Here is a 20,566-nt window from a genome sequence, read left to right on the forward strand (position 1 = left end):
AATTGTGAGAAATTTTTTGCTCAGTATATGAGAAGTTTTTTTCTCACTTAATATTGTACTCTGATATTTTATTAGTTAATTGTCTTCTGCTAATCTCCAATTTTTTTGCTGTATTTGAAATATTATTTCCACATAGAGATAGAACCTTTTCAATATATTCACACTCAAATTCTTTTCTTATTTCTCTTAGAGGTCTAATACTTATTTTATCATCTATGTTTATATTATTTGATATTAAGTTTAAATTATCTTTTGATAACTTACTTCCTTCACTTAAAACTACTAATCTATTGATTATATTTTTTAATTCTCTTATATTACCTGGATAATCATAATTTATTAAAAAATCAACTACTTCTTTATCAATTGAGGATATTTTTTTATCATGTTCAATCTGGTATTTATTTAAGAAAAAGTCTATAAGTGTATTTAAATCCTCTCTTCTATTTCTTAAAGGTGGTATAGTTATTGTTATTGTACTTATTCTATAAAAAAAATCTTCTCTTATATTACCATTTAGTATTTCTATTTTAGGTTCTTTATTCATTGCACAAATTAATCTAAAATCAACTTTAATAGACTTGTTGCTTCCTATTCTCTCTATAGATTTATCTTCAAGTGTCCTTAACAATTTTACTTGTACATTTAGAGGTATATCTCCTATTTCATCTAAAAATAAAGTGCCCTTATTTGAAAGTTCAAATCTGCCTTTTCTATTATCTACTGCTCCAGTAAAAGAACCTTTTTCATGTCCAAATAACTCAGATTCTAATAAGTTTTCAGAAAAAGAACAACAGTTTACAGGTACAAATATTTCATCTCTTCTTGGACTTAGACTATGTATATATCTAGCTAAAACATCTTTTCCTACACCAGATTCTCCAAGAATTAGTATATTTACATCTTTACAAGCAGCCTTTTCTGCGATTTTTATTATATTATTAAAATCCTTATTTTTAGATTCTAAAGTAAAGTCCAAATTATTTTTTTGTGTACAAACTACTTCTTTTTCTGTTTTTACTTTCTCAATTTCTTCTAATAAAGTTTCAATAGGATTGCTTTTTATAAAATAAGATAAAGCTCCTCTTTTCATGGCTTCAACTGCATTTTCAATACTTCCATATCCAGTAACTAATATAACTTCTATATTTTTATTAATAGATTTAATTTTATCTAAAAGTTGTACTCCATCCATGTTTTTCATCATAACATCAGACAAAATCAAATCATAATTTTTATTTTTTTTGATAATACTCACAGCTTCTTCTCCACTTAGTGCTATATCTACCACATATCCATTCTTTTGCAAAATTTTTTTCATTATTGTCCCATACTCTAATTCATCATCAACTACTAGTATCTTCATCATATAGTCACCTCTTTATTTAGTGGAATTTTTATATAAAAACAAGTACCAACTCCCAATTGACTTTTGACACTTATATCTCCGTTATTCTTTTTAATCTCATTATATGTAATATACAATCCTAATCCAGTTCCTTCACCAATCGGCTTTGTAGTATAAAAAGGATTAAATATATCCTTTAAAACGTTTTCTTTTATACCATCACCATTGTCTTTAAAATCTATAAATAAAAAGCGCTCTTTCACATAGCAATTTATAATAATTTTACCGCCTTTATGTACTGCATCTACTGAATTAGATATTAAATTTATAAATACATGTTTTAAAGACTCTCCATTTATGTAACACACTAAATCCTTATTGCAGTTTATATTTATTTCAACATCTTTTAACTGTAAAACTTTATACTGAAGCTTGACTATATTTTCAATAAAATTTCTTATATTTATATTTTCTAAACTATCATCTGATATTCTTGCAAAATTTAATAAGTTCGTTATTATATTACTTGCTCTATCTACATTACTTTCTATTGATTTTACACAATCATTTACCTCTTCTATAGTGACATTATCTTTTAAAAGATAACAATTATTTCTTATTATTCCTAGAGGGTTTCTTATCTCATGTGCTACTCCAGAAGCTAGTTGCCCTATAGATATCATTTTATTATCTCTCAACAACTTTGCTTCTATTATTTTATCATTAGTTATGTCTTTAATTAAAGCTACTATATATTCAACATTATTTTTTTTATATTCTACAGGGAAAGTACTTATTTTCAAAATTTTATTACTCAATTCTATTTCACTTGTTTCATGTGTATTTTCAGAAAATGTATTCTCAATAATATTTTTTATTATATCAATTAATTCTTCTTTTTTATATTGTGTCTCATTGATAAAATCATAGAATACTTTATTTGATTCAACTATATTGTAATTGTCATCTATAAGCATTATTATGTCTGTGATACTATTAAATGTAGCCTCTAAAGCCTTCTTATTTTCTATTACTTCTTCTGTTTTCCTTTTTATTTCTATTTTTAATAAATATGTATAACTATAAAAAATATAAATAGATATCAAAATTATGCCTATAAAAATATAAATGATTGGTATGACTCCTCTATCATATAATACATCATCAACTTCATTATATATAGAATACCATTTTTTATTTAAATCTTTATATACACCATTTTTCTGAAGTTTAAAAATTCCCTTATTTAAAATACCAACTAATTCTTCATATTGTTTAGGAACAGCGAGAACTGCCTTTTTGGTATAAATAGGAGTATTTAAAATACTATATTTATCTGAAAGTTCATAGTTTATTACATAGTATTGTAGTACTGGTTCATCACCAACAACTACATCTACTTTACCTGACATTAAATAATTGACTCCAGTCTTTATATCTGGAGTCAACACAATATCTATATTATCAACTCTTTGTTTCAAAAAGTTTATAGAATAGTCACCCTCTGGTATTGCTATTGTTTTTCCTTTTAAATCTCTATAACTATTTATATTCTGTGATTTTTTATCTTTCAATATATTTGCGCTTAACGTATAAATTGGGTCAGTAAATACAAACTTATTTGCTCTTTCTTTTGATGGAATTAAGTCAAAAAATCTTATACTATCATCCACTGGATTTACAAAGGATTCTTTCCACCATGTATTTGGTTTAAAATAGAAATCTCTCCCTATTTGGATTGATAGGGAATTAATTAAATCAACAACAATTCCTTTGTATTGACCATCTTCTTGACCTTTATATCTAAGAGGAGGAGAGCTCTGGTCAGAACTATAAACTAAATTTTCATGTTTTTTTAGCCATTGTTTTTCCTCTTCTGTAAATGGAAGTGATTTCTTAACATATTCAAATATATTCAAATTATACTCCATACCTACATACATATTTGCGAGTAAAACTACAACTAAAAATGAATAAATAATCCCTATAATTACTATCTTTTTTTTATTCACCTTAAAACTCCAATCTTTCTTTTTTATATAAATTCAATATTTAATAACAAAATCCTACTTTTTTCATTAAATATTTATATTTATTATAAGATTAATTGTATAGATGTTGAAACTATAGTCATTACTATTCCTATTAGTGCTTCATACGGAATCAATTTAAATCTTTCACCTATATCCATATTTATACTACCTGCACTAGTATGAAATAATGAACCATGTGGTAATTGTTCAAATACACTAGAACCTGCATTAACAATTGATGCACCTGAAATTGGCGATAATCCACCACTTAATATAGCATCAGAAAAAGTTGATGATGCTATAGTAGCTCCAGCTGTTGATGATGCTGTTGCCAGTGACATAAGTATACCTGAAATTGGTGCTAATAAAAATTGTGACATATTTAAATATTGTAGTATACCTATTGTACTCTGTTGTAATTCAGACATTTGTATAATACCTGCAATAGTCCCTGTTCCGAGTAATAATATGCATACACCTTGCATCTTAGATAATCCAAAAGATAAATACTCTCTTGTATTCTTCAAATTTCCTGTAGCTATTAAGGTCGCTACTCCTCCTATAGGAAGTGCAACCATAGGGTCTATTACTATAGGTGATATATTTCCTAAAAACAATAAAAATATAGCTACAATTGGACCACAGAATGACTTAAACAAACTTGGTAAGTCCTCTCTTTGCTCCAAGAGTTCATATGATTCCACCTTGTTTCCTTTATTTATTAATAAACTTGCCAAAACAACTGTAATCACAATACCAACAATTGCTGGAATTACGTTTGCTATCATAACACTAGATAGATTTACAGAAAAATTTCCTGCTACCGCAATGGTATTTGGATTTGGTGATATTATATTACCTGCTTTACCTCCACCTAACATAGCTAAAAGTATTGCTAATTTAGAGTAGTTTAATTTTCTTCCTATGTATAAGCCTATTGGTGCTACAGTTATTACAGATACATCCAAATTTACACCTACTCCTGCAAGTACCATTGTTGAAGCAGCTATAGAAAGTAAGGCTCTCTTTTCTCCTAATATCTTTACGATTTGTTCTGATATTTTATCAACTGCTCCTGTTTTTATTAGACTTCCAGCCAATACACCTGATGCTAAAGCTCTAAGAATTGATGGTGAGATATTCATAGCTCCAGTTGCCATAAAATCTACAGTTTCTGTTATACTCGCTCCTCCAATTATTCCCCCAACAAATGCCCCTAACATTAAACTATATACAGCTTGAAATTTCTTTATAATTAAAATAATTGCTACTAATAAGCCAAATATAGCTCCAAAAGTTGTTATTTGCACACTATTCCCTCCTATCTTAAAGTAAGTTAATTATTTTTTACTTAATTTAATTTTATTTAAATATATTTTAAGTATTCTGTATCCACTTGTCAATTATATTTTAATTTATTCAATTAGATTTAACATTATTTATTCAAAATTATATCTTATATGTTATAATGATTTCATACTATATAATCTTTTTATTTAGGTTATTTTAAAGTAATATTTTTAAAACGAAAAAGAGAGGATATTTATATGAATGATTTAAATTTAGGAGAAAAAATAGCTGAAGTTCGAAAAAAACAAAATCTAAGTATTCGAGATTTAGCAAAACTAGCAGATGTTACACCATCATTATTGAGTCAAATAGAACGAGGTCTTGCTAATCCATCTGTAAACTCATTAAAATCTATAGCCTCTTCTCTAAATGTTCCTCTATTTACATTTTTTGTATCTGAAGTAGATAAAAAAAGTTTAATAGTGAGACGCGATAGTAGAAAGAAAGTTATTTTACCTGGAAGTAATGATGTTGTATATGAAGTTTTAATTCCAGATTCTAGTGGTAACTTAGAATTTGCTATTATGGATTTGGCTCCAAATACATCTTCTTGTGTTGATAGAATTACTCATAATGGAGATGAAATTGCATACATTTTAGAAGGAGAAGTCAAACTATTTATGGATGATGATGAATTTACTCTATTCAAAGGTGATAGTGTTAAGATTCCTCTAGGAACAAAGCACAAATGGCAAAATAATTCTAATAGTGAAAGTAAAGTAGTTTTTGCAGTTATACTATAAAGGGTATACCTTATGAAGAGATATAAATTTATATTTTTTGATGCAGATGATACTTTATTTGATTTTAAAAAGAGTGAATCTTATGCTTTCAAGAAACTTTTATCTAAATTTGGATTGGATTTTAACTTTGAAAAATGTATAAAAATATATAGAAATATAAGTGATAAGCTTTGGCTTGACCTTGAAAAAAACACTATAACTTTAGATGAGCTTAAGCTACTTAGATTTGAACTTTTTGCAAAGGAAATGAAATTAAATGTTGACCCTATAATTCTTAGTAAAATGTACTTAAATCTTTTGTCAGAATGTACTTTTTTAATGCCAGGTACACTTGATGTATTGCCATACCTTAAAAGTAAATATAAAATTATCATAATAACAAACGGAATTTCTAAAGTCCAAAATAATAGGCTTAAAAACTCAGAAATAAAAAAATATATTGATGGAATGATTGTATCAGAAGAAGTAAAAGTATCAAAACCGAATCCAGAAATATTTAAATATGCATTTAAAAAGTTTAAGTGTTATGATAAAACTTCGGCTTTGATGATTGGTGATAGTTTAACTTCAGATATATTAGGAGGAATAAATTCAGGAATAGATACTTGTTGGTTAAACTCCAATAACAGTATAAATTATACTAGTTCTATACCAACTTATGAAATAAACACTCTCATTGAATTAAAAAATTTATTATAATTTATAAGTAGAATCTTATTATTTTGCAATAATTTTTTTAGCTAGCGTATATTTAAGCTAAAAAAATTATTGCAACTTGCCAATATCAACTTTAATCTTGTAAAAATTTCTAAAAACACTTTCTAATACATTTACTGCATCTTGATTCAGTATTTTCCTTATCACCCATTAATATGAGCATCGCGACACTTTTTATAGGAGCCAATTGATGATAATCATTGATTTTTATTTCCAAATTATTGTATTTATTTTTTATATATTCATAAATGTCTTTTTGATTTTCAACTTTAAAATCTTTATCTCCTGGATATATCTCGTATGATATATTGAGATTACTATAGGTTTCCTTTAAATACATTTTTATTTTTTCATTAATGTAATCTAAACATACTACACCTATTTTGTCTAGTGCTAGACCTGCCATCATATTACAATTTTTCATGTAGTCGTTCATCTTAATATCAATTTTATCTCCTATAGTATATAAAATAGCAAATGCCTTTTTACACTCTTTAGGCATTTTATCAGTATCAATTTCACTTATATAAACTTTAATATTCAATATGCTTTTTATACTTTTTATTTCTTCTTCAACTATTTCATTAATCATTTCTGGAACTTTTCTATTAGAATATCCCAAAAACTTTAGCACTGTATCTTTATTTATATAAATATTTTCTAAATCTATAAATTCTAAATAAGGCATATTTTTACTGTTATTCCAACTCATTCATACCAATCCTATCTAATTCTTTATAACTAATTCTGCCTGCTTTTATGGCTGCTTGTAAATTTTCTACTGGTGTTGTATTTAAACAGTTACAACCAAAATCGCATAGGAAATTATCATACTTTCTCATCTTTTTTAACAACTTTAGTGTTTCCTTTGTGATTTTATCAGGTGTAGAACGTCCAAGAAGTTTTATTGGGTCTAAATTTCCAATTAAAACTATATCTTTTGGAATTCTTGGTGCAATCTCTTCATAGTCTAGAATTTGGTCTAAACTTACTGCATCTATATTGCAACTCAACATATTATCTAACAACTCTCTTGTGTCTCCACATATATGCATACCTTTCCAACAATCAAGTTCATCATATATCTTATTTAAATTTTTTACTATATATTCATCAAATCTAGCTTTGTTTAAAGTTACTGATGTTGGCTCTGCTATTGAAATATATTTTGCGCCTGCTTTATTTGCAGCCACAGCATATCGCCTTACTAACTCAGTAGTGAATTCTAATAACTCCTCCACAAATTTTTTATCAGTTATTATACACCTTAAAAGTTGTGTAGCCCCAGCTAATTGACCTGCAAGAGTAAATGGACCTTGTATTGATTCATACAATGGTTTTTTTATAGTTTTTGATATTAGTGACAAGCTTTCTAGATTGAGTGGCATACGTCCACTTGTATAAGGGTCTGGTACATCTAATTTTCTCAACTTTTCACTATCTGTTATTGTATGTGTCAATACACTTGGAAAATCGTAATCTGGTCTTAGTGTCTCTAAGCCCAGAGTCTCACAAAATGTAATTCCATCACAAAATGAATATATAAAATCTGATTCAAAATATTTGTCCATAGTTCTTGCTAATTCCAATTGTAAATCTACACTATCATATACTTCATATGCTTTTTTATTTATTAAAAATAAACCATTTGTACCCATATCCGGCAGGAAAAATCCTCTATCTTCACTATTTATATATTGCAATAAAGTCATATCTGAAAACATTTTAAATTTCTCCTCCTATAAGTTTGTCTATTAATTTAACTGCTTTTGGAGCATTTGGACTATATCCATCTGCACCTATCTCTTCTGCAAAATCCATACTTACAGGACCTCCACCAATTATTACCTTTGGCCTTTTACTTAAATTAAGTCTATTAAGCTTATTTATTACTGATTTCATGTTTTCCATTGTCGTTGTCATCATTGAAGATAAACCTATTATATCTACATTGTTTTTTATAGCTTCTTCTATTATATCTTCGCTTTTTCTATTTACACCTAAATCAATTACTTTATATCCAGTAGCTTCAACCATTACTTTTACAATATTTTTTCCAATCTCGTGGGTGTCACCTTCTACTACAGACATTAAAATTACTCCCTTTGATTTTTTCTTTATCTTTCCAGTGCCCTTTAAGATGCTAATACCTTTGTTTAATGCATCTGTACATACTATCACTTCTGAAAGATAGTATTCTTTATTCTCAAACTTATCTAAAGCACCTATCATACCCTTGTTTAACCCATATTCATATATATCCTCTACATTAATATTTTCCTCTATAGCGTCTTTTACTAACTCTTCTATATTATTTACACCCATATTTAATATACATTCTGCTATTTTTTCAAGTATGTCCATATAATACTCATCCTTTCAAATTCCTTCATAAAAGTACTTTTCCAACACTCATTGAACTAATCTTCCATACTAAATAACTTTATACTCAAGTTACTTGATGTAGGTAATCTCTTCTTTGATTGGCTAATTGAATCAACTTCTTTAAACCATCTTTAAGAACATTTCTTTTAAATCTTAGGTAAAAAGTATAATAATTATTGGTAGTTTAAATTTGCAGTCCATGGAAAATCTATAGGAAATACTTTTGTAGTAAATTCATATATTTTTTTTAAATGTTTAAATTCATTGTATTGTTCTTCATTTCTTTCGAAAAATAGCTTGTTAAGTTTATCTAAACTTTCTATCATAAGCTCCTCTTCCTTATATTTGATGATATATTTATTTTCAACTTGTTTAAACTCAATATGCTCTAATAGTTCAGAATCTACATATTGATTAAAATAACCTTTTAAATTATCACATAATTTACTGTAATTTATTATTTTAATTGTTCCTTGTTGATAATCTAAAGACTTTAGTTCATTACATTCTAATTGGTCCTTTAGATTTCTTACATGTACCTTATAGTCTAAATACTCTAAACCAAATTTATTCGTAACATATTTTAATACATTTTCAACATTTATATTATTCACTCCTATTTCAACCACTTCTCCTATAATAGAACCTTCTTTTTTTATTGTTCTTATTATTAAATATCCTATTATATTACTATTTTCTTTTATAAATACTTTCTTATAATCAATTGGCCCCCAAGCAATAGTAGCTGCATGTAATAATTTTTTAAATTCATCTCTCGTTCTTATAAATCTAGTACTATTTTGATTATATAATTCAATCATTTTATCTAAATCAGCATCTTTTTCAAAATTAGTTTCATCAAATTCAACTATTTCATATGGTATTTCAATATTTTCTGGCTTTATTGTATATTTATAGAAACTCTTCACTACACTACAGTTTCTTCTACTATATAAACTTCTTGTCCCTGAAATAATTAAAACATCTACACCATCAGAAAACATTTTTTCTTCTGCTTTATCTAGTATTTTAGATGAATATCCCTTCTTCTCATAATCTGGATGTGTGCATACTCCACCTATAGCTGCAACCTTTAGTTTATTTCCTTGAATAGATACATCTTGTACCAAATAGTTTACATCTGAAACTACTTTTTCATTTTCTGATATTATAATCATATTTTCTATGTTATCTTTATTCAATAAAAGGGGAAACTCTTCCACCATAGTTGGCTTATAGTTTCTTGATATTCTAAACACATAGTTTATTAATCCTGTTACTTTATCAAACTCTTCTACTTTTGCACTTCTTGGTTTTATTTCCATCTATATACCTCCTGATGTTATTTAAAATATTTCAATGCTATCATTTTTAGTAAAATATTTATTACCACATTTTTAAATTTATCACTACATTTCTAATTATATCTTTTTTCTTCATGATTTTTAATTGTTTTTCAACAAACTTCTATAAAAAATATATAATTCCCAGTTATACTTATAAAATGACCATTTATGTATAATATATTGAAATATTTCCTATATGTTTATATGATTAAACTCTATAGGTCAATTGAAACAACCATTTTATTGAGAAGGTTATATTTTTTTATTACCTTCTTTTTTTTATAATAAATTACTATTTGATTAATAGAAAATATTCTAAGTTCCTTTTAAATAATGACTTTATTGTTTAATTGTACTAAAATAGTATATGTAGGTTACAAATAATCTAATAAATACTAAACATTGGAGGTAATAGATATGGCAGATTGTAATTCATGTCCATCAAAGGGAAATTGTAATAGTCAATCAAATTGTTCTATTGAAAATAACCCTAACAATAAATTTGGAAAAATAATTGGTGTTATGAGTGGGAAAGGTGGAGTTGGTAAATCGACTGTAACTGCTTTACTTGCTAATAAACTAAATAAAATGGGATATAAAGTTGGTATATTAGACTCTGATATAACAGGACCAAGTATTCCTAGACTTATGGGTCTAAAAAATGTAAAAGCTTATTCTGATGGTTCTTATATTTATCCTGTAGAAAATTCAAATAACATAAAAGTAATGTCTATAAATCTTATGATAGATGACGAAAATGAACCTGTTGTTTGGAGAGGACCTCTAGTTGGAGGAGTTGTAAAACAATTTTATACTGATGTACTTTGGGAAGAACTAGACTATTTACTTATAGACATGCCCCCAGGCACTGGAGATGTTGCATTAACAGTTATGCAATCTATACCTATAAGTGGAATAGTTATGGTTTCAGTTCCTCAAGATTTGGTATCTATGATTGTATCAAAAGCTGTTAATATGGCTAAAAAAATGAACATAAATGTTCTTGGAGTTATTGAAAATATGAGTTATATTCAATGTCCTGATTGTTCTAAAAAAATCAAACTATTTGATGGTGAATCTACTGAAAAGTTTTTAAATGATTTAGATTTAAAACTTCTAGGTGAACTTCCTATGACTAAAGAAATCATAGATATTACTCATAATGGTGTTACAGACATTAGCAATGATTTAGACTCAATATTAACTGATATTGTTGAAAATATCAAATAGATATAAATTAAAATTTTATAGTTTTACGCTCTAATACTAAAAGAGGTGTGTATTTATTTTGTAATATTACAAATAAAATACACACCTCTTTTACATCTATCTATGTTTTAAATACACAAAATATTCTTCTATTATATCTCCATTTTTCACTTTTACTAAGTATTCATTATAGTGAGCATTGTATGGCTGTGTCATTTTACACTCTACTACATTTTCTATATCTTCCAATTCTAAGAGTTCTACATCTTTTAAAAATTTTCTTTCTAAAAGCTCCATTAGTCTTTCCATAACCTATTCCCCCACTTCTCCAACATAATTAAAATAAAGCAAGTAAATTATCTATTTATAAAATTTACTTATTTATATTATATCCCATATCTTACAAATCCTAACAGAATTCATAAATTATTGTGAGAAAATATGTATTAACCTTTTAATAAATCTATCTTATAGTGATATATTAAGTATTCTTTCAATTATGTAAAGCACTCCTCTTAATCCAATAAATGGTGTATATGGATATATATTTACACTTTTTAGGTTTGGATTACTTATCTGTATATCTAACTTTGAATTGTGACTCATATCAATACTAGTACCATCTCCAAATAAAACCAATAACTCATTTTCTTTTAAATATTTATTTCTTTCTAACTCATTATTTCCAATATATACAGATTCTTCATTACAATCTGTATTATGCAATATATTAACTCTATCAACTTCAAGACCTAATTCATTCAATAAATCTTTAAATCCTAAAGCAGTGTCATAATCTCCAAATACAGCACATTTTTTGCTTTCCTTATAAAAATAAAACTTCCTTTTTATATTAAATACTTGTCTTTTTATGTTAGATACTTCAGCTTCATAAGCACTTTTATCCAAATCCCACATAGTTACTTTTTGTATGTCTTTAATAAATTCTTCAGTATTTTTTATTCCATAAGGCTTTTTATACACATAAGGTATATTGTACTTATCCTTCATAAAAGTTGCTGCTTTAATACCTTCTTTCCTAAGTACTATATTTAAACTAGATTTAGATGCATTTTCTATTTCATCTATTGATGTGTATGATGTAAAGGTTACATTTACTTCTTTTTTGAAAAAAGTCTTTATCATCCTTTTAATTTCTTCACAATCTGATAAAAAGTTATATTGGTCTATATTACATCCAATTATATTAAAACTATCAATTTTTTCATTGCTCTCTTTTACTACATCCTTTGCTAATATATAAAGAAAATCTTCAACTCCTTGATTATAATCTTCTCTTAATCCACCTGTTGTAATTGGGATTAACTTACAGTTTACAGAATCACTTATGATATTGCAAATTCCTACTATATCCACACCTATAATAGAAGATACAGATGAAGCCATTACAAATATATATTTTGGGTTAATATTATTATCTATTTCAATTATAGCCTTTTCTAATCTATCATAATTTCCAAACGTAACATCACTTTCACTCATATGAGTTGAATAAATCTTTGCTTTGTCTTCTCCATTTAAACTTCCAATTGCTTCTATCGCATAGTGAGTTGTTCCTGATGGGCCAAATTCTATGACACAGGCTTCACTTATTGATGATACTGTAAATATTATTCCCATTCTATCAGAAGGATTTGGAAAATATTTATATACTTCCATATTAAATCACTTCCTTTCTTGTAACTTTCTCCACATCAAACAATTTAATTAAAGTTTCCATTATGCCTATTGGAAGCTCAAACCCTATTTTTTGTGCATGTTCGTCTAACGTTATTTGCATAAGTCCTTTTTCTTTTAATAACATTGGATTTTCATGGCCTATATAAATATCTGCATTTATAGTATCATACAAACTTCTAAGTGGAGCTATATTCGCAATTCTGCTTATATATGGATTGTGTCCTTTTTTTATTATGTTGTCTTTAAATAAACCATCTTGTTCATAAAGTTCACGCACTTGTATAAATTCTGGCACTAACCCTAATTCTGTTAAGAAATCCACTGTTTCAAACGCCATCATTGGTGTATTCCCATAAATTAGCTTTTTACCTTCCATTAGAAGTCTACATTTATTCAATAACAAATTGTATTTTTGTCTTTGTTCTAATAATTCATCTTGTACATCTATATCTAAAATGTTACAAAGTTTATTATAGTTTTCCATTATAATTGACTCTTTCATGTTTTTATCAAAATATATGTATTCTATTCCAAATTTATTTTTCATATCTTCAGCTAAATCCAATGCTATCATGTCTGTTACTATATTTAATTTAGCACTAGATGCACTTTTTATATCTCTTATAGTACATTTAGATGGTATTACACAATTTATTTTTACGCCTTCTTTAAAAAGTAACTTTACAAGCTCTGTATCTTCTACATTCTCTTGTCTATGCCCTAAAATATTAACACCTTTTTTATTTGTATGATTCTCCATAACTGATGATAAACTCTTTAAAGCTCTAGTCATTCCAATTATATGAGAATTACAAGTATAATGTTCGGTATTAACTGCTAAAACAGGGATACCTATCAGTTCTTCCAATTCCTCAGATAAAGCATTATAATCCTCACCTATTAACTCTGGTACACATGTAGTTACTATCATTATTGCATCAAACTTTTCAACTTCTGAAATATACTTTACAGCTTCTATTACTTTTTTTTCTGCACCAAAAACTATATCTTTATCTTTTAGAACTACTGAATAAACACTATCTTGACCAGACTGTCTATGATATGCAAAGTTTTTACTATAATAAGTACATTCATTTGTTCCTACTATCACAAGAGCCATGTTTTTTATATATGATGCAGTTAATACAACTCCAAACAATGGACAATGAGTCCCTGGAAACACAGCATATGATAAAGATTTTATATCTTTATCATATGCTATATCTTTTAATCTATTTAATACATTTAAAGTATACATATTTTTTCCTTTCCAATCCTATTACTTATACAACTTTATAAATTTAAAGTTACACTTATATTACTTTTTATATTTTTAAACTGTGGTCATTTCAAATGTTAAAACTTTATATACTACTAGTTCTTCTACATAACATTATTGGATGAATCCTAGGCTTTTTGCTAATTGGGTCTATATCTATATCACATTTTACCTTATAAACATCTTTTATTATTTCTTCACTTATTACGTTATTAGGATGGCCATCCGCTACTATAGCACCATTATTCATAATAATAAGTCTGTCACTGTATTTGCTCGCTTGATTTATATCATGTAGAACCATAATTATAGTCATTCCAAATTTTTTATTTATATCTTTTACAAGTTCCATTAGTTCTAATTGATGAGATATATCTAAATATGTTGTAGGTTCATCTAATAAAAGTATATCTGGCTTTTGACAAAGTGCCATCGCTAACCATACTCTTTGTCTTTCTCCTCCAGATAAATTGCTTACCAATTTATCTTTATATGCTTCAAGACCTGTATTTCTCATTGCCCAATTTACTATCTCTTCATCATTTTTATTTTTACTTTCAAAAAAACCTTTATGTGGTATTCTTCCATAATATATTAAATCCTTTACTTTTATATCCTTTAAGGAGGCATTATGTTGAGCTAATAATGCCACTTTCCTCGAAATTTCTTTATTACTCATGACTTTCATATTTTTCTTACCAATATATATGTCACCCTGTTTAATTTTCAAAATTCTAGATAAGGATTTAAGTAGCGTAGATTTTCCTGAACCATTTGGACCTAATATAGAAACTACTTCTTTTTCCTTAATGCTCACACTCAGATTGTCTATGATAATCTTATCTTCATAACCTATTTTGACATTTTTTACATTGAACATTAATAACCGCCTCTCTTTCTTAATAAATATAAGAAGAATGGACCCCCTATTATAGACATAATAACGCCTACTGGAATCTCTATAGAGCCTCCTATTGTTCTTGCTAATGTATCTGCAATTAATAATACTATACTCCCTAGTACTATACTAAATGGTATCGTATATTTATGGTCACTACCAAGCAACATACGAGTTATATGTGGTACTATAAGGCCCACAAAGCTGATGACACCAACTATGGAGGTAGAAACACCTGCTAAAAATATAGCTACTAATGAGATTAGAAACCTACTTTTATTTACATTGAAGCCAAGATTTGTAGCTGCGTCATCTCCTAGTTGCAGTACATTTGTACTTCTGATAAGTAAAATTGCTCCTATCAATCCTATAACAGAATACCATATTAGCATATTTACATCTAACCAAGTCTTTGTGGCTAAACTTCCGTTTAACCACAACATTGCACTTTGAATTCTTTCACTATACATAGTTGATAAATACGATATAACACCACCTAATATAGTGTTTACAGCGACTCCAGCTAGTATAATTCGCTCTGGTCTAAGCCCATTTTTATACGCCATCAAATATACTACTCCACAAGATATGAGTCCTCCTATAAAAGCAACTATTGGTAACATACTTGTATATTGTGGAAATAAAAGCAATATTATAATAGCAGCTACACTTGCTCCTGTAGATATACCTGTTATACCAGGGTCTGCTAATGGATTTTTCATAACAGCTTGTAACAATAATCCTGAAACTGCTAGATTTGCACCAACTAACGCTGCTAAAATATTTCTAGGCAACCTCATTTTATAAACTATTGTAGTAACCATTGTATTATTTTCATTTATCAATGCATCAAATATTTCCCCAATACTTAAATTTACACTCCCTACAGTAGAAAAAACAATTAATAAAATAATTACAGTTATCAACCCTGTAAATATCAATAAGACTTTTTTATTATCCATATTATTCACCTAAAATCTATTTATCTCCATATAAGATATCTCCCAGTTTATTTATTGAATCTTTGACATGTATATTTGCTGATACATTAAATATACTTGAGTCTAAATCTATAACTTTTCCATTTTTCACTGCATTCAATGTAGCCCATGCAGGATTTTTATCAAAAGAATCATCAAATGCTTTTTTAGTCTCTTCTATATTCCCATGTGCAAATCTAAGTATGTAATCTGGATTTTCTTTTATAATTTGTTCTAAGCTAAATTGTATATAATCTGAATCCACACTATCTGTTAAGTTATCAGCTATATTTTCAGCACCTACTGTTTTAACCAAATCACCAAGATATGAGCTCTTTGTAGCTAGCATAAAACTATTTCCACCACCAAATAAAATAGCTACTCTTGGTTTTTTATCCTGTTTTTTTGATTTTTCTACGACCAATTCTTCTACTCCTTTTAGCTCTTTTATAAGTTTTTCTGCTTCATCTTGTTTATTTATTTTATTACCTAAATTTTCTATACTTTTAAGAAACTTTGTGTATGTTCCAGTTTCAAAATAGAATGTATCTAGGTTATATTCTTTCATACTCTTCTCAACATTTTCTTTAAACATACTATCAACTATAAATACATCTGGCTCAAGAGATGCTACAATTTCTAAGTCAGGATTCATAGCTTGTCCTACTTCTGGTAGATTTTTATATTTTTCTGGCAATTCAGATTTAGTCGTTGGAATACCTACTAAAGTAGCATCTAATTTATCTAGTACTTGTGTTGCTGCTACTGTGGCTGAAACAACTTTTACGTTGTTATTTGACTCCTTATTTGCAGACTCATCATTTGATGGTTTTGAGCATCCTGTTAATATTAATGCACTAAGTAAAAATACTGAACATATCTTTTTAAATTTCATAAAAATTTCCTCCATAATAAACTTTATTTTAAATCTGTATTTTCTATTTTAATCTTATATTTATCTAGTTACTTTGCATAATCTTATTTGCAAGTTCTATATATACTTGTGACATTTCATCATCTTTATCTTCTTCTATAACGGTTCTTCCATTATTCTCAGACTGTTGCATGATTTTATTTCTTGGGATATAGTGAAAAACTTTACTTTTTATTTCATCAGCCAATTTTTCAACTAATTCTATTTCATTCTCAACATTTTTAGCGTTTAATATGAGTCCTTTTAAAGAAGCATATCCTCTATTTTTAAATTGCTCTACAGCTAAAGATATATTACTAGCAGCATACATTGACATCATTTCTCCAGAAGTTACTATATACACTTCATTTGCAAATCCATTTCTTATTGGCATTGAAAATCCTCCACAAACAACGTCTCCAAGTACATCGTAAATTACTACATCTGGATTATATATTTCAAATGCCTTTAATTCTTCTAATTTTTCAAAGGCCGCTATTATGCCTCTTCCAGCGCAACCTACTCCTGGAGTTGGGCCTCCTGCTTCAATACATAATACTCCACCATATCCTTCAAATACTATGTCTTCAAGTTTTAAATCATCTTTCTTCTTTTTCATTACATTGAGAACTGTTGGTATAAATTTTCCTTTCATTAAATTTTTAGTAGAATCTGATTTAGGGTCACATCCTATTTGCATAACCTTATATCCTAAATGAGAAAGTGATGCAGATAAATTGGAAGTTGTTGTTGATTTTCCAATTCCTCCCTTCCCATAAATAGCTATTTTTTTCATTGACTTTTTACCTCTCTTACATCATAATATTATTTAACGAAATTAATTATCATTCGCAATAACTATTTTACGCGATATGTTTTTTAAATTCTTAACTATATTTGTTTTTTTATAAAAATATTTGTATAAATTTAGATGAGGTGATTTTTTGAAATGTTTTAAAGATGATATAGAACTTATCATTAATGATTTTTTTGACTGTTGTAATATCCCAACAAAAGTGATTAATAAGGATTTAAAAGAACTTTGTAGTGTTGGCTACAGTGATAAACTAGAAATATACTTTTCAAGTTTAAACATATTCAATAATATAAAAAGCACAGATTTTATATCTAATAAAAACTTATCCTATATAATGTTAAGTTTTTGCAATGACATACAATTTTTAATTATGCCAATACATAAATTTGATATTTCTAGTGGCTATTTTGTTATAGGGCCTTTTAAATCATGCATTAATAATGATATTGAGTTTTCTGATATACCATTTAAGCCTCTATCATGTGTAGATTATATATCAAATCTTTTATCAGAAATATGTAATGATAAAATGAAACACAAACCAGCTCTTAGTTTTTATGTAAAAAAAACTATCGATTATATTCATAAAAACTACTCAGAGGATATAACAGTAAGTGATATATGTAATGATTTACAACTTAATAAAAGTTATTTTTGCTCCCTATTTAAAAAAGAAAGTGGATATACATTTACTAACTTTCTCAATAAGGTTCGAGTCGAAAAAAGTAAAAAATATTTGCTTCGAGAAGACATGTCTATTTTAGATGTTGCTGTATTTGTTGGGTTCAATAGCCAAAATTATTATAGTATGGTTTTTAAAAAGTTCAACAACCTTACACCAATTGAATATAAAAATATTTATAATTAAAAAATATCATTCTGCAAAGGATGATATTTTTTAATTATAAATATTTTGACGAAAACAGTTAATTCTTTGTTAAGTTGACTTTATCCAAAATATGCTAAATATCACCTTAAGTATTTAAATTACTATATGATATAAGTTTTCTCAAATTAACAACAACTTAAAGATTTAACATTCTCTTAACCTATACTTAACAAAACGTTAATATTTAAATTGACAAAATTTGTTATTCTATATTATGGAAACGATAAATTTTAGTTAATAAAGTTTATAATTCATATAAAAAATTTATTAATTTCTTAAGGGAGGAAATATCGTGAATATAGCAGTTAGTCTTATCGGTGGACTTGGACTTTTTCTTTATGGAATGAGTTTAATGGGAGAAGGTTTACAAAAATCGGCAGGAGACAAATTAAAGAAAATCATCGAACTCTTAACAAGTAATGTTGTTATGGGTGTATTGGTGGGTACAGTTGTTACAGGTATCATACAAAGTTCAAGTGCTACTACTGTAATGGTTGTAGGTTTTGTAAATGCAGGAATAATGAATCTAAGTCAAGCCATTGGTGTAATAATGGGTGCAAATATAGGTACTACTGTTACTGCCCAATTAGTTTCATTTAATCTTGAAGGAATAGCCCCAATTGCATTAGGTATAGGTATAGTATTTTATTTATTTACATCAAATCAAAAAACAAAACACTTAGCTGAAATACTTATTGGTTTTGGTATATTATTTACAGGTATGGAATTTATGAAAGATGCAGTAGCTCCACTTGCTGAGTATAAGGGATTTACTGATACACTCTTATATTTTAGTAAAAATCCTATCCTTGGTATATTAGCAGGATTTGCAATCACTGGTATCATACAAAGTTCAAGTGCTTCTATGGGTATGCTAATAGCTTTAGCTTCTCAAGGAATACTTCCTCTATCAGCTGCTTTACCTATACTTTATGGAGATAATATTGGTACTTGTGTTACTTCACTTTTATCAAGTGTTGGTGCAAATAGAAATGCTAGACGTGCAGCTGTAATGCATTTAAGCTTTAATGTCATTGGTACAATAATATTTATGCTTGTTTTAAATAAACCTATATCAGCAATAGTTACTCATTTTGACCCAACTGACACAGCTAGACAAATAGCAAATGCACATACTTTATTTAATCTTACAAATGTTATAATATTATTGCCATTTTCTAAATACATAGTTAAATTAGCAAATAAACTTATACCTATTAAGGAAACTGAGTCAGAAATTGTAAACAATACTAAGTACTTAGATGAAAGAATGTTTAGTACTCCATCTATAGCACTTGGTAATACTGTACAAGAAGTTGTTAGAATGGGCCATAAGGCTACAAACTCTTTAGAACATTCAATTGCAGGTTTTTTAAATAAAAGTAGTGAGGATATTAAGAAAACTTTTGAGTCTGAAAAAGTTGTTAATAAATTGCAAAAAGATATATTAAATTACTTGTTAAAACTTTCTAAAGAACCACTCAGAGATGATGAACGATTTAGAACAGATTTACTTTTCAATACAGTAAATGATATCGAAAGAGTATCTGACCATGCTGAAAATATAGCTGAATTGGCTATGACTGTTAAAGAAATGAATGTTAACTTTTCTGATAGTGCAATAAAAGAAATCTATGAAATATACAATAAAACTATGACTAACTTTAAGGATGCTTTAGTAGTTTTAGATGTAAAAGATTTTGAATTAGCAAACAAAGTTTTAGAAGTTGAAAATGAAGTAAATTACTTAGAAAAAACTTTTAGAAATTCTCATATGATTAGATTAAATAATGGTAGTTGTACAATTGATGCTGGTGTACTTTACCTTGACTTACTTACTAACTTAGAAAGAATTTCTGACCATTCAACAAATATAGTAAAACAAGTTTTAAAACTTAAACAGAAAATATAATGACTACAATTTGTATTTAATTTTAATTAACTACTTAATATAATAA

19 protein-coding genes are annotated in these 20,566 nt (G+C 27.3%); 5 read left to right on the forward strand and 14 right to left on the reverse strand.

Going from position 1 to position 20,566, the window contains the following annotated elements:
• Positions 1-43: 43 nt before the first annotated feature.
• The 3 genes from IC175_RS02275 to IC175_RS02285 form a co-directional block, all read right to left on the reverse strand.
• The gene (locus IC175_RS02275; protein WP_227823835.1) at positions 44-1,369 is read right to left on the reverse strand and encodes a sigma-54-dependent transcriptional regulator; all 1,326 of its coding nucleotides are present in this window, start codon (positions 1,367-1,369) and stop codon (positions 44-46) included.
• The gene (locus tag IC175_RS02280; RefSeq protein ID WP_227851055.1) at positions 1,366-3,360 is read right to left on the reverse strand and encodes an ATP-binding protein; all 1,995 of its coding nucleotides are present in this window, start codon (positions 3,358-3,360) and stop codon (positions 1,366-1,368) included. The genes IC175_RS02275 and IC175_RS02280 overlap by 4 nt, the downstream gene beginning before the upstream one ends.
• 83 nt (positions 3,361-3,443) lie before the next feature.
• Positions 3,444-4,691 (reverse strand): GntP family permease, encoded by a 1,248-nt coding sequence (locus IC175_RS02285; protein ID WP_227433238.1) that lies wholly within the window; start codon positions 4,689-4,691, stop codon positions 3,444-3,446.
• A 237-nt stretch (positions 4,692-4,928) separates the two neighbouring features.
• Here IC175_RS02285 and IC175_RS02290 point away from each other — a divergent pair, with 237 nt between their 5' ends.
• Positions 4,929-5,474: a helix-turn-helix domain-containing protein gene (locus tag IC175_RS02290; RefSeq protein WP_227851056.1), complete on the forward strand. Its 546-nt coding sequence runs from the start codon at positions 4,929-4,931 to the stop codon at positions 5,472-5,474.
• Positions 5,475-5,486: 12 nt separating this feature from the next.
• Entirely contained in the window at positions 5,487-6,173 is a 687-nt protein-coding gene (locus IC175_RS02295; protein ID WP_227433236.1) for a YjjG family noncanonical pyrimidine nucleotidase, read from the forward strand.
• A 109-nt stretch (positions 6,174-6,282) separates the two neighbouring features.
• Here IC175_RS02295 and IC175_RS02300 read toward each other — a convergent pair whose 3' ends face one another.
• From IC175_RS02300 to IC175_RS02315, 4 genes are all read right to left on the reverse strand, one after another.
• A complete protein-coding gene (locus IC175_RS02300; RefSeq protein ID WP_227483225.1) occupies positions 6,283-6,903 on the reverse strand; it encodes a hypothetical protein in 621 nt (206 codons plus the stop codon).
• On the reverse strand, positions 6,890-7,915 hold the full coding sequence (locus tag IC175_RS02305; RefSeq protein ID WP_227851057.1) for a uroporphyrinogen decarboxylase family protein: 1,026 nt from the start codon (positions 7,913-7,915) through the stop codon (positions 6,890-6,892). The genes IC175_RS02300 and IC175_RS02305 overlap by 14 nt, the downstream gene beginning before the upstream one ends.
• A gap of 1 nt (position 7,916) precedes the next feature.
• Positions 7,917-8,555, reverse strand: a complete 639-nt coding sequence (locus IC175_RS02310; RefSeq protein ID WP_227433233.1) for a B12-binding domain-containing protein — start codon at positions 8,553-8,555, stop codon at positions 7,917-7,919.
• Positions 8,556-8,749: 194 nt separating this feature from the next.
• Positions 8,750-9,901 (reverse strand): GNAT family N-acetyltransferase, encoded by a 1,152-nt coding sequence (locus IC175_RS02315; RefSeq protein ID WP_227483228.1) that lies wholly within the window; start codon positions 9,899-9,901, stop codon positions 8,750-8,752.
• A gap of 438 nt (positions 9,902-10,339) precedes the next feature.
• On the opposite strand from IC175_RS02315, the gene IC175_RS02320 reads away from it, so the two are divergent.
• Positions 10,340-11,152, forward strand: coding sequence for an Mrp/NBP35 family ATP-binding protein (locus IC175_RS02320; protein ID WP_227851058.1), 813 nt, complete (start codon positions 10,340-10,342; stop codon positions 11,150-11,152).
• A gap of 96 nt (positions 11,153-11,248) precedes the next feature.
• On the opposite strand, the gene IC175_RS02325 is transcribed toward IC175_RS02320, so the two are convergent.
• The 7 genes from IC175_RS02325 to IC175_RS02355 all read right to left on the reverse strand — a co-directional run bounded on the left by IC175_RS02325 (position 11,249) and on the right by IC175_RS02355 (position 17,698).
• Positions 11,249-11,440, reverse strand: coding sequence for a hypothetical protein (locus tag IC175_RS02325; protein ID WP_227433230.1), 192 nt, complete (start codon positions 11,438-11,440; stop codon positions 11,249-11,251).
• Positions 11,441-11,599: 159 nt separating this feature from the next.
• Complete coding sequence (locus IC175_RS02330) at positions 11,600-12,811, reverse strand: nitrogenase component 1 (protein WP_227851059.1); 1,212 nt, start codon at positions 12,809-12,811, stop codon at positions 11,600-11,602.
• 1 nt (position 12,812) lies between these two features.
• The gene (locus tag IC175_RS02335) at positions 12,813-14,090 is read right to left on the reverse strand and encodes a nitrogenase component 1 (RefSeq protein ID WP_227433228.1); all 1,278 of its coding nucleotides are present in this window, start codon (positions 14,088-14,090) and stop codon (positions 12,813-12,815) included.
• A 106-nt stretch (positions 14,091-14,196) separates the two neighbouring features.
• Positions 14,197-14,991 carry an ABC transporter ATP-binding protein gene (locus tag IC175_RS02340; protein ID WP_227433227.1) on the reverse strand — a complete coding sequence of 265 codons (795 nt, stop codon included), beginning with the start codon at positions 14,989-14,991 and terminating at the stop codon, positions 14,197-14,199.
• On the reverse strand, positions 14,991-15,971 hold the full coding sequence (locus IC175_RS02345) for a FecCD family ABC transporter permease (protein ID WP_227433226.1): 981 nt from the start codon (positions 15,969-15,971) through the stop codon (positions 14,991-14,993). The genes IC175_RS02340 and IC175_RS02345 overlap by 1 nt, the downstream gene beginning before the upstream one ends.
• Before the next feature lie 16 nt (positions 15,972-15,987).
• Positions 15,988-16,884 carry an ABC transporter substrate-binding protein gene (locus tag IC175_RS02350; RefSeq protein ID WP_227433225.1) on the reverse strand — a complete coding sequence of 299 codons (897 nt, stop codon included), beginning with the start codon at positions 16,882-16,884 and terminating at the stop codon, positions 15,988-15,990.
• A 64-nt stretch (positions 16,885-16,948) separates the two neighbouring features.
• Positions 16,949-17,698, reverse strand: coding sequence for a nitrogenase iron protein NifH (locus tag IC175_RS02355; RefSeq protein ID WP_227483231.1), 750 nt, complete (start codon positions 17,696-17,698; stop codon positions 16,949-16,951).
• A gap of 148 nt (positions 17,699-17,846) precedes the next feature.
• On the opposite strand from IC175_RS02355, the gene IC175_RS02360 reads away from it, so the two are divergent.
• Positions 17,847-18,587 carry a helix-turn-helix transcriptional regulator gene (locus IC175_RS02360; protein WP_227433223.1) on the forward strand — a complete coding sequence of 247 codons (741 nt, stop codon included), beginning with the start codon at positions 17,847-17,849 and terminating at the stop codon, positions 18,585-18,587.
• Positions 18,588-18,900: 313 nt separating this feature from the next.
• Positions 18,901-20,520, forward strand: a complete 1,620-nt coding sequence (locus IC175_RS02365) for a Na/Pi cotransporter family protein (RefSeq protein ID WP_227433222.1) — start codon at positions 18,901-18,903, stop codon at positions 20,518-20,520.
• Positions 20,521-20,566: the final 46 nt, after the last annotated feature.

Origin of the sequence: Clostridioides sp. ES-S-0123-01, assembly GCF_020658415.1 — a bacterium.
Taxonomy (GTDB): Bacteria; Bacillota; Clostridia; order Peptostreptococcales; family Peptostreptococcaceae; genus Clostridioides.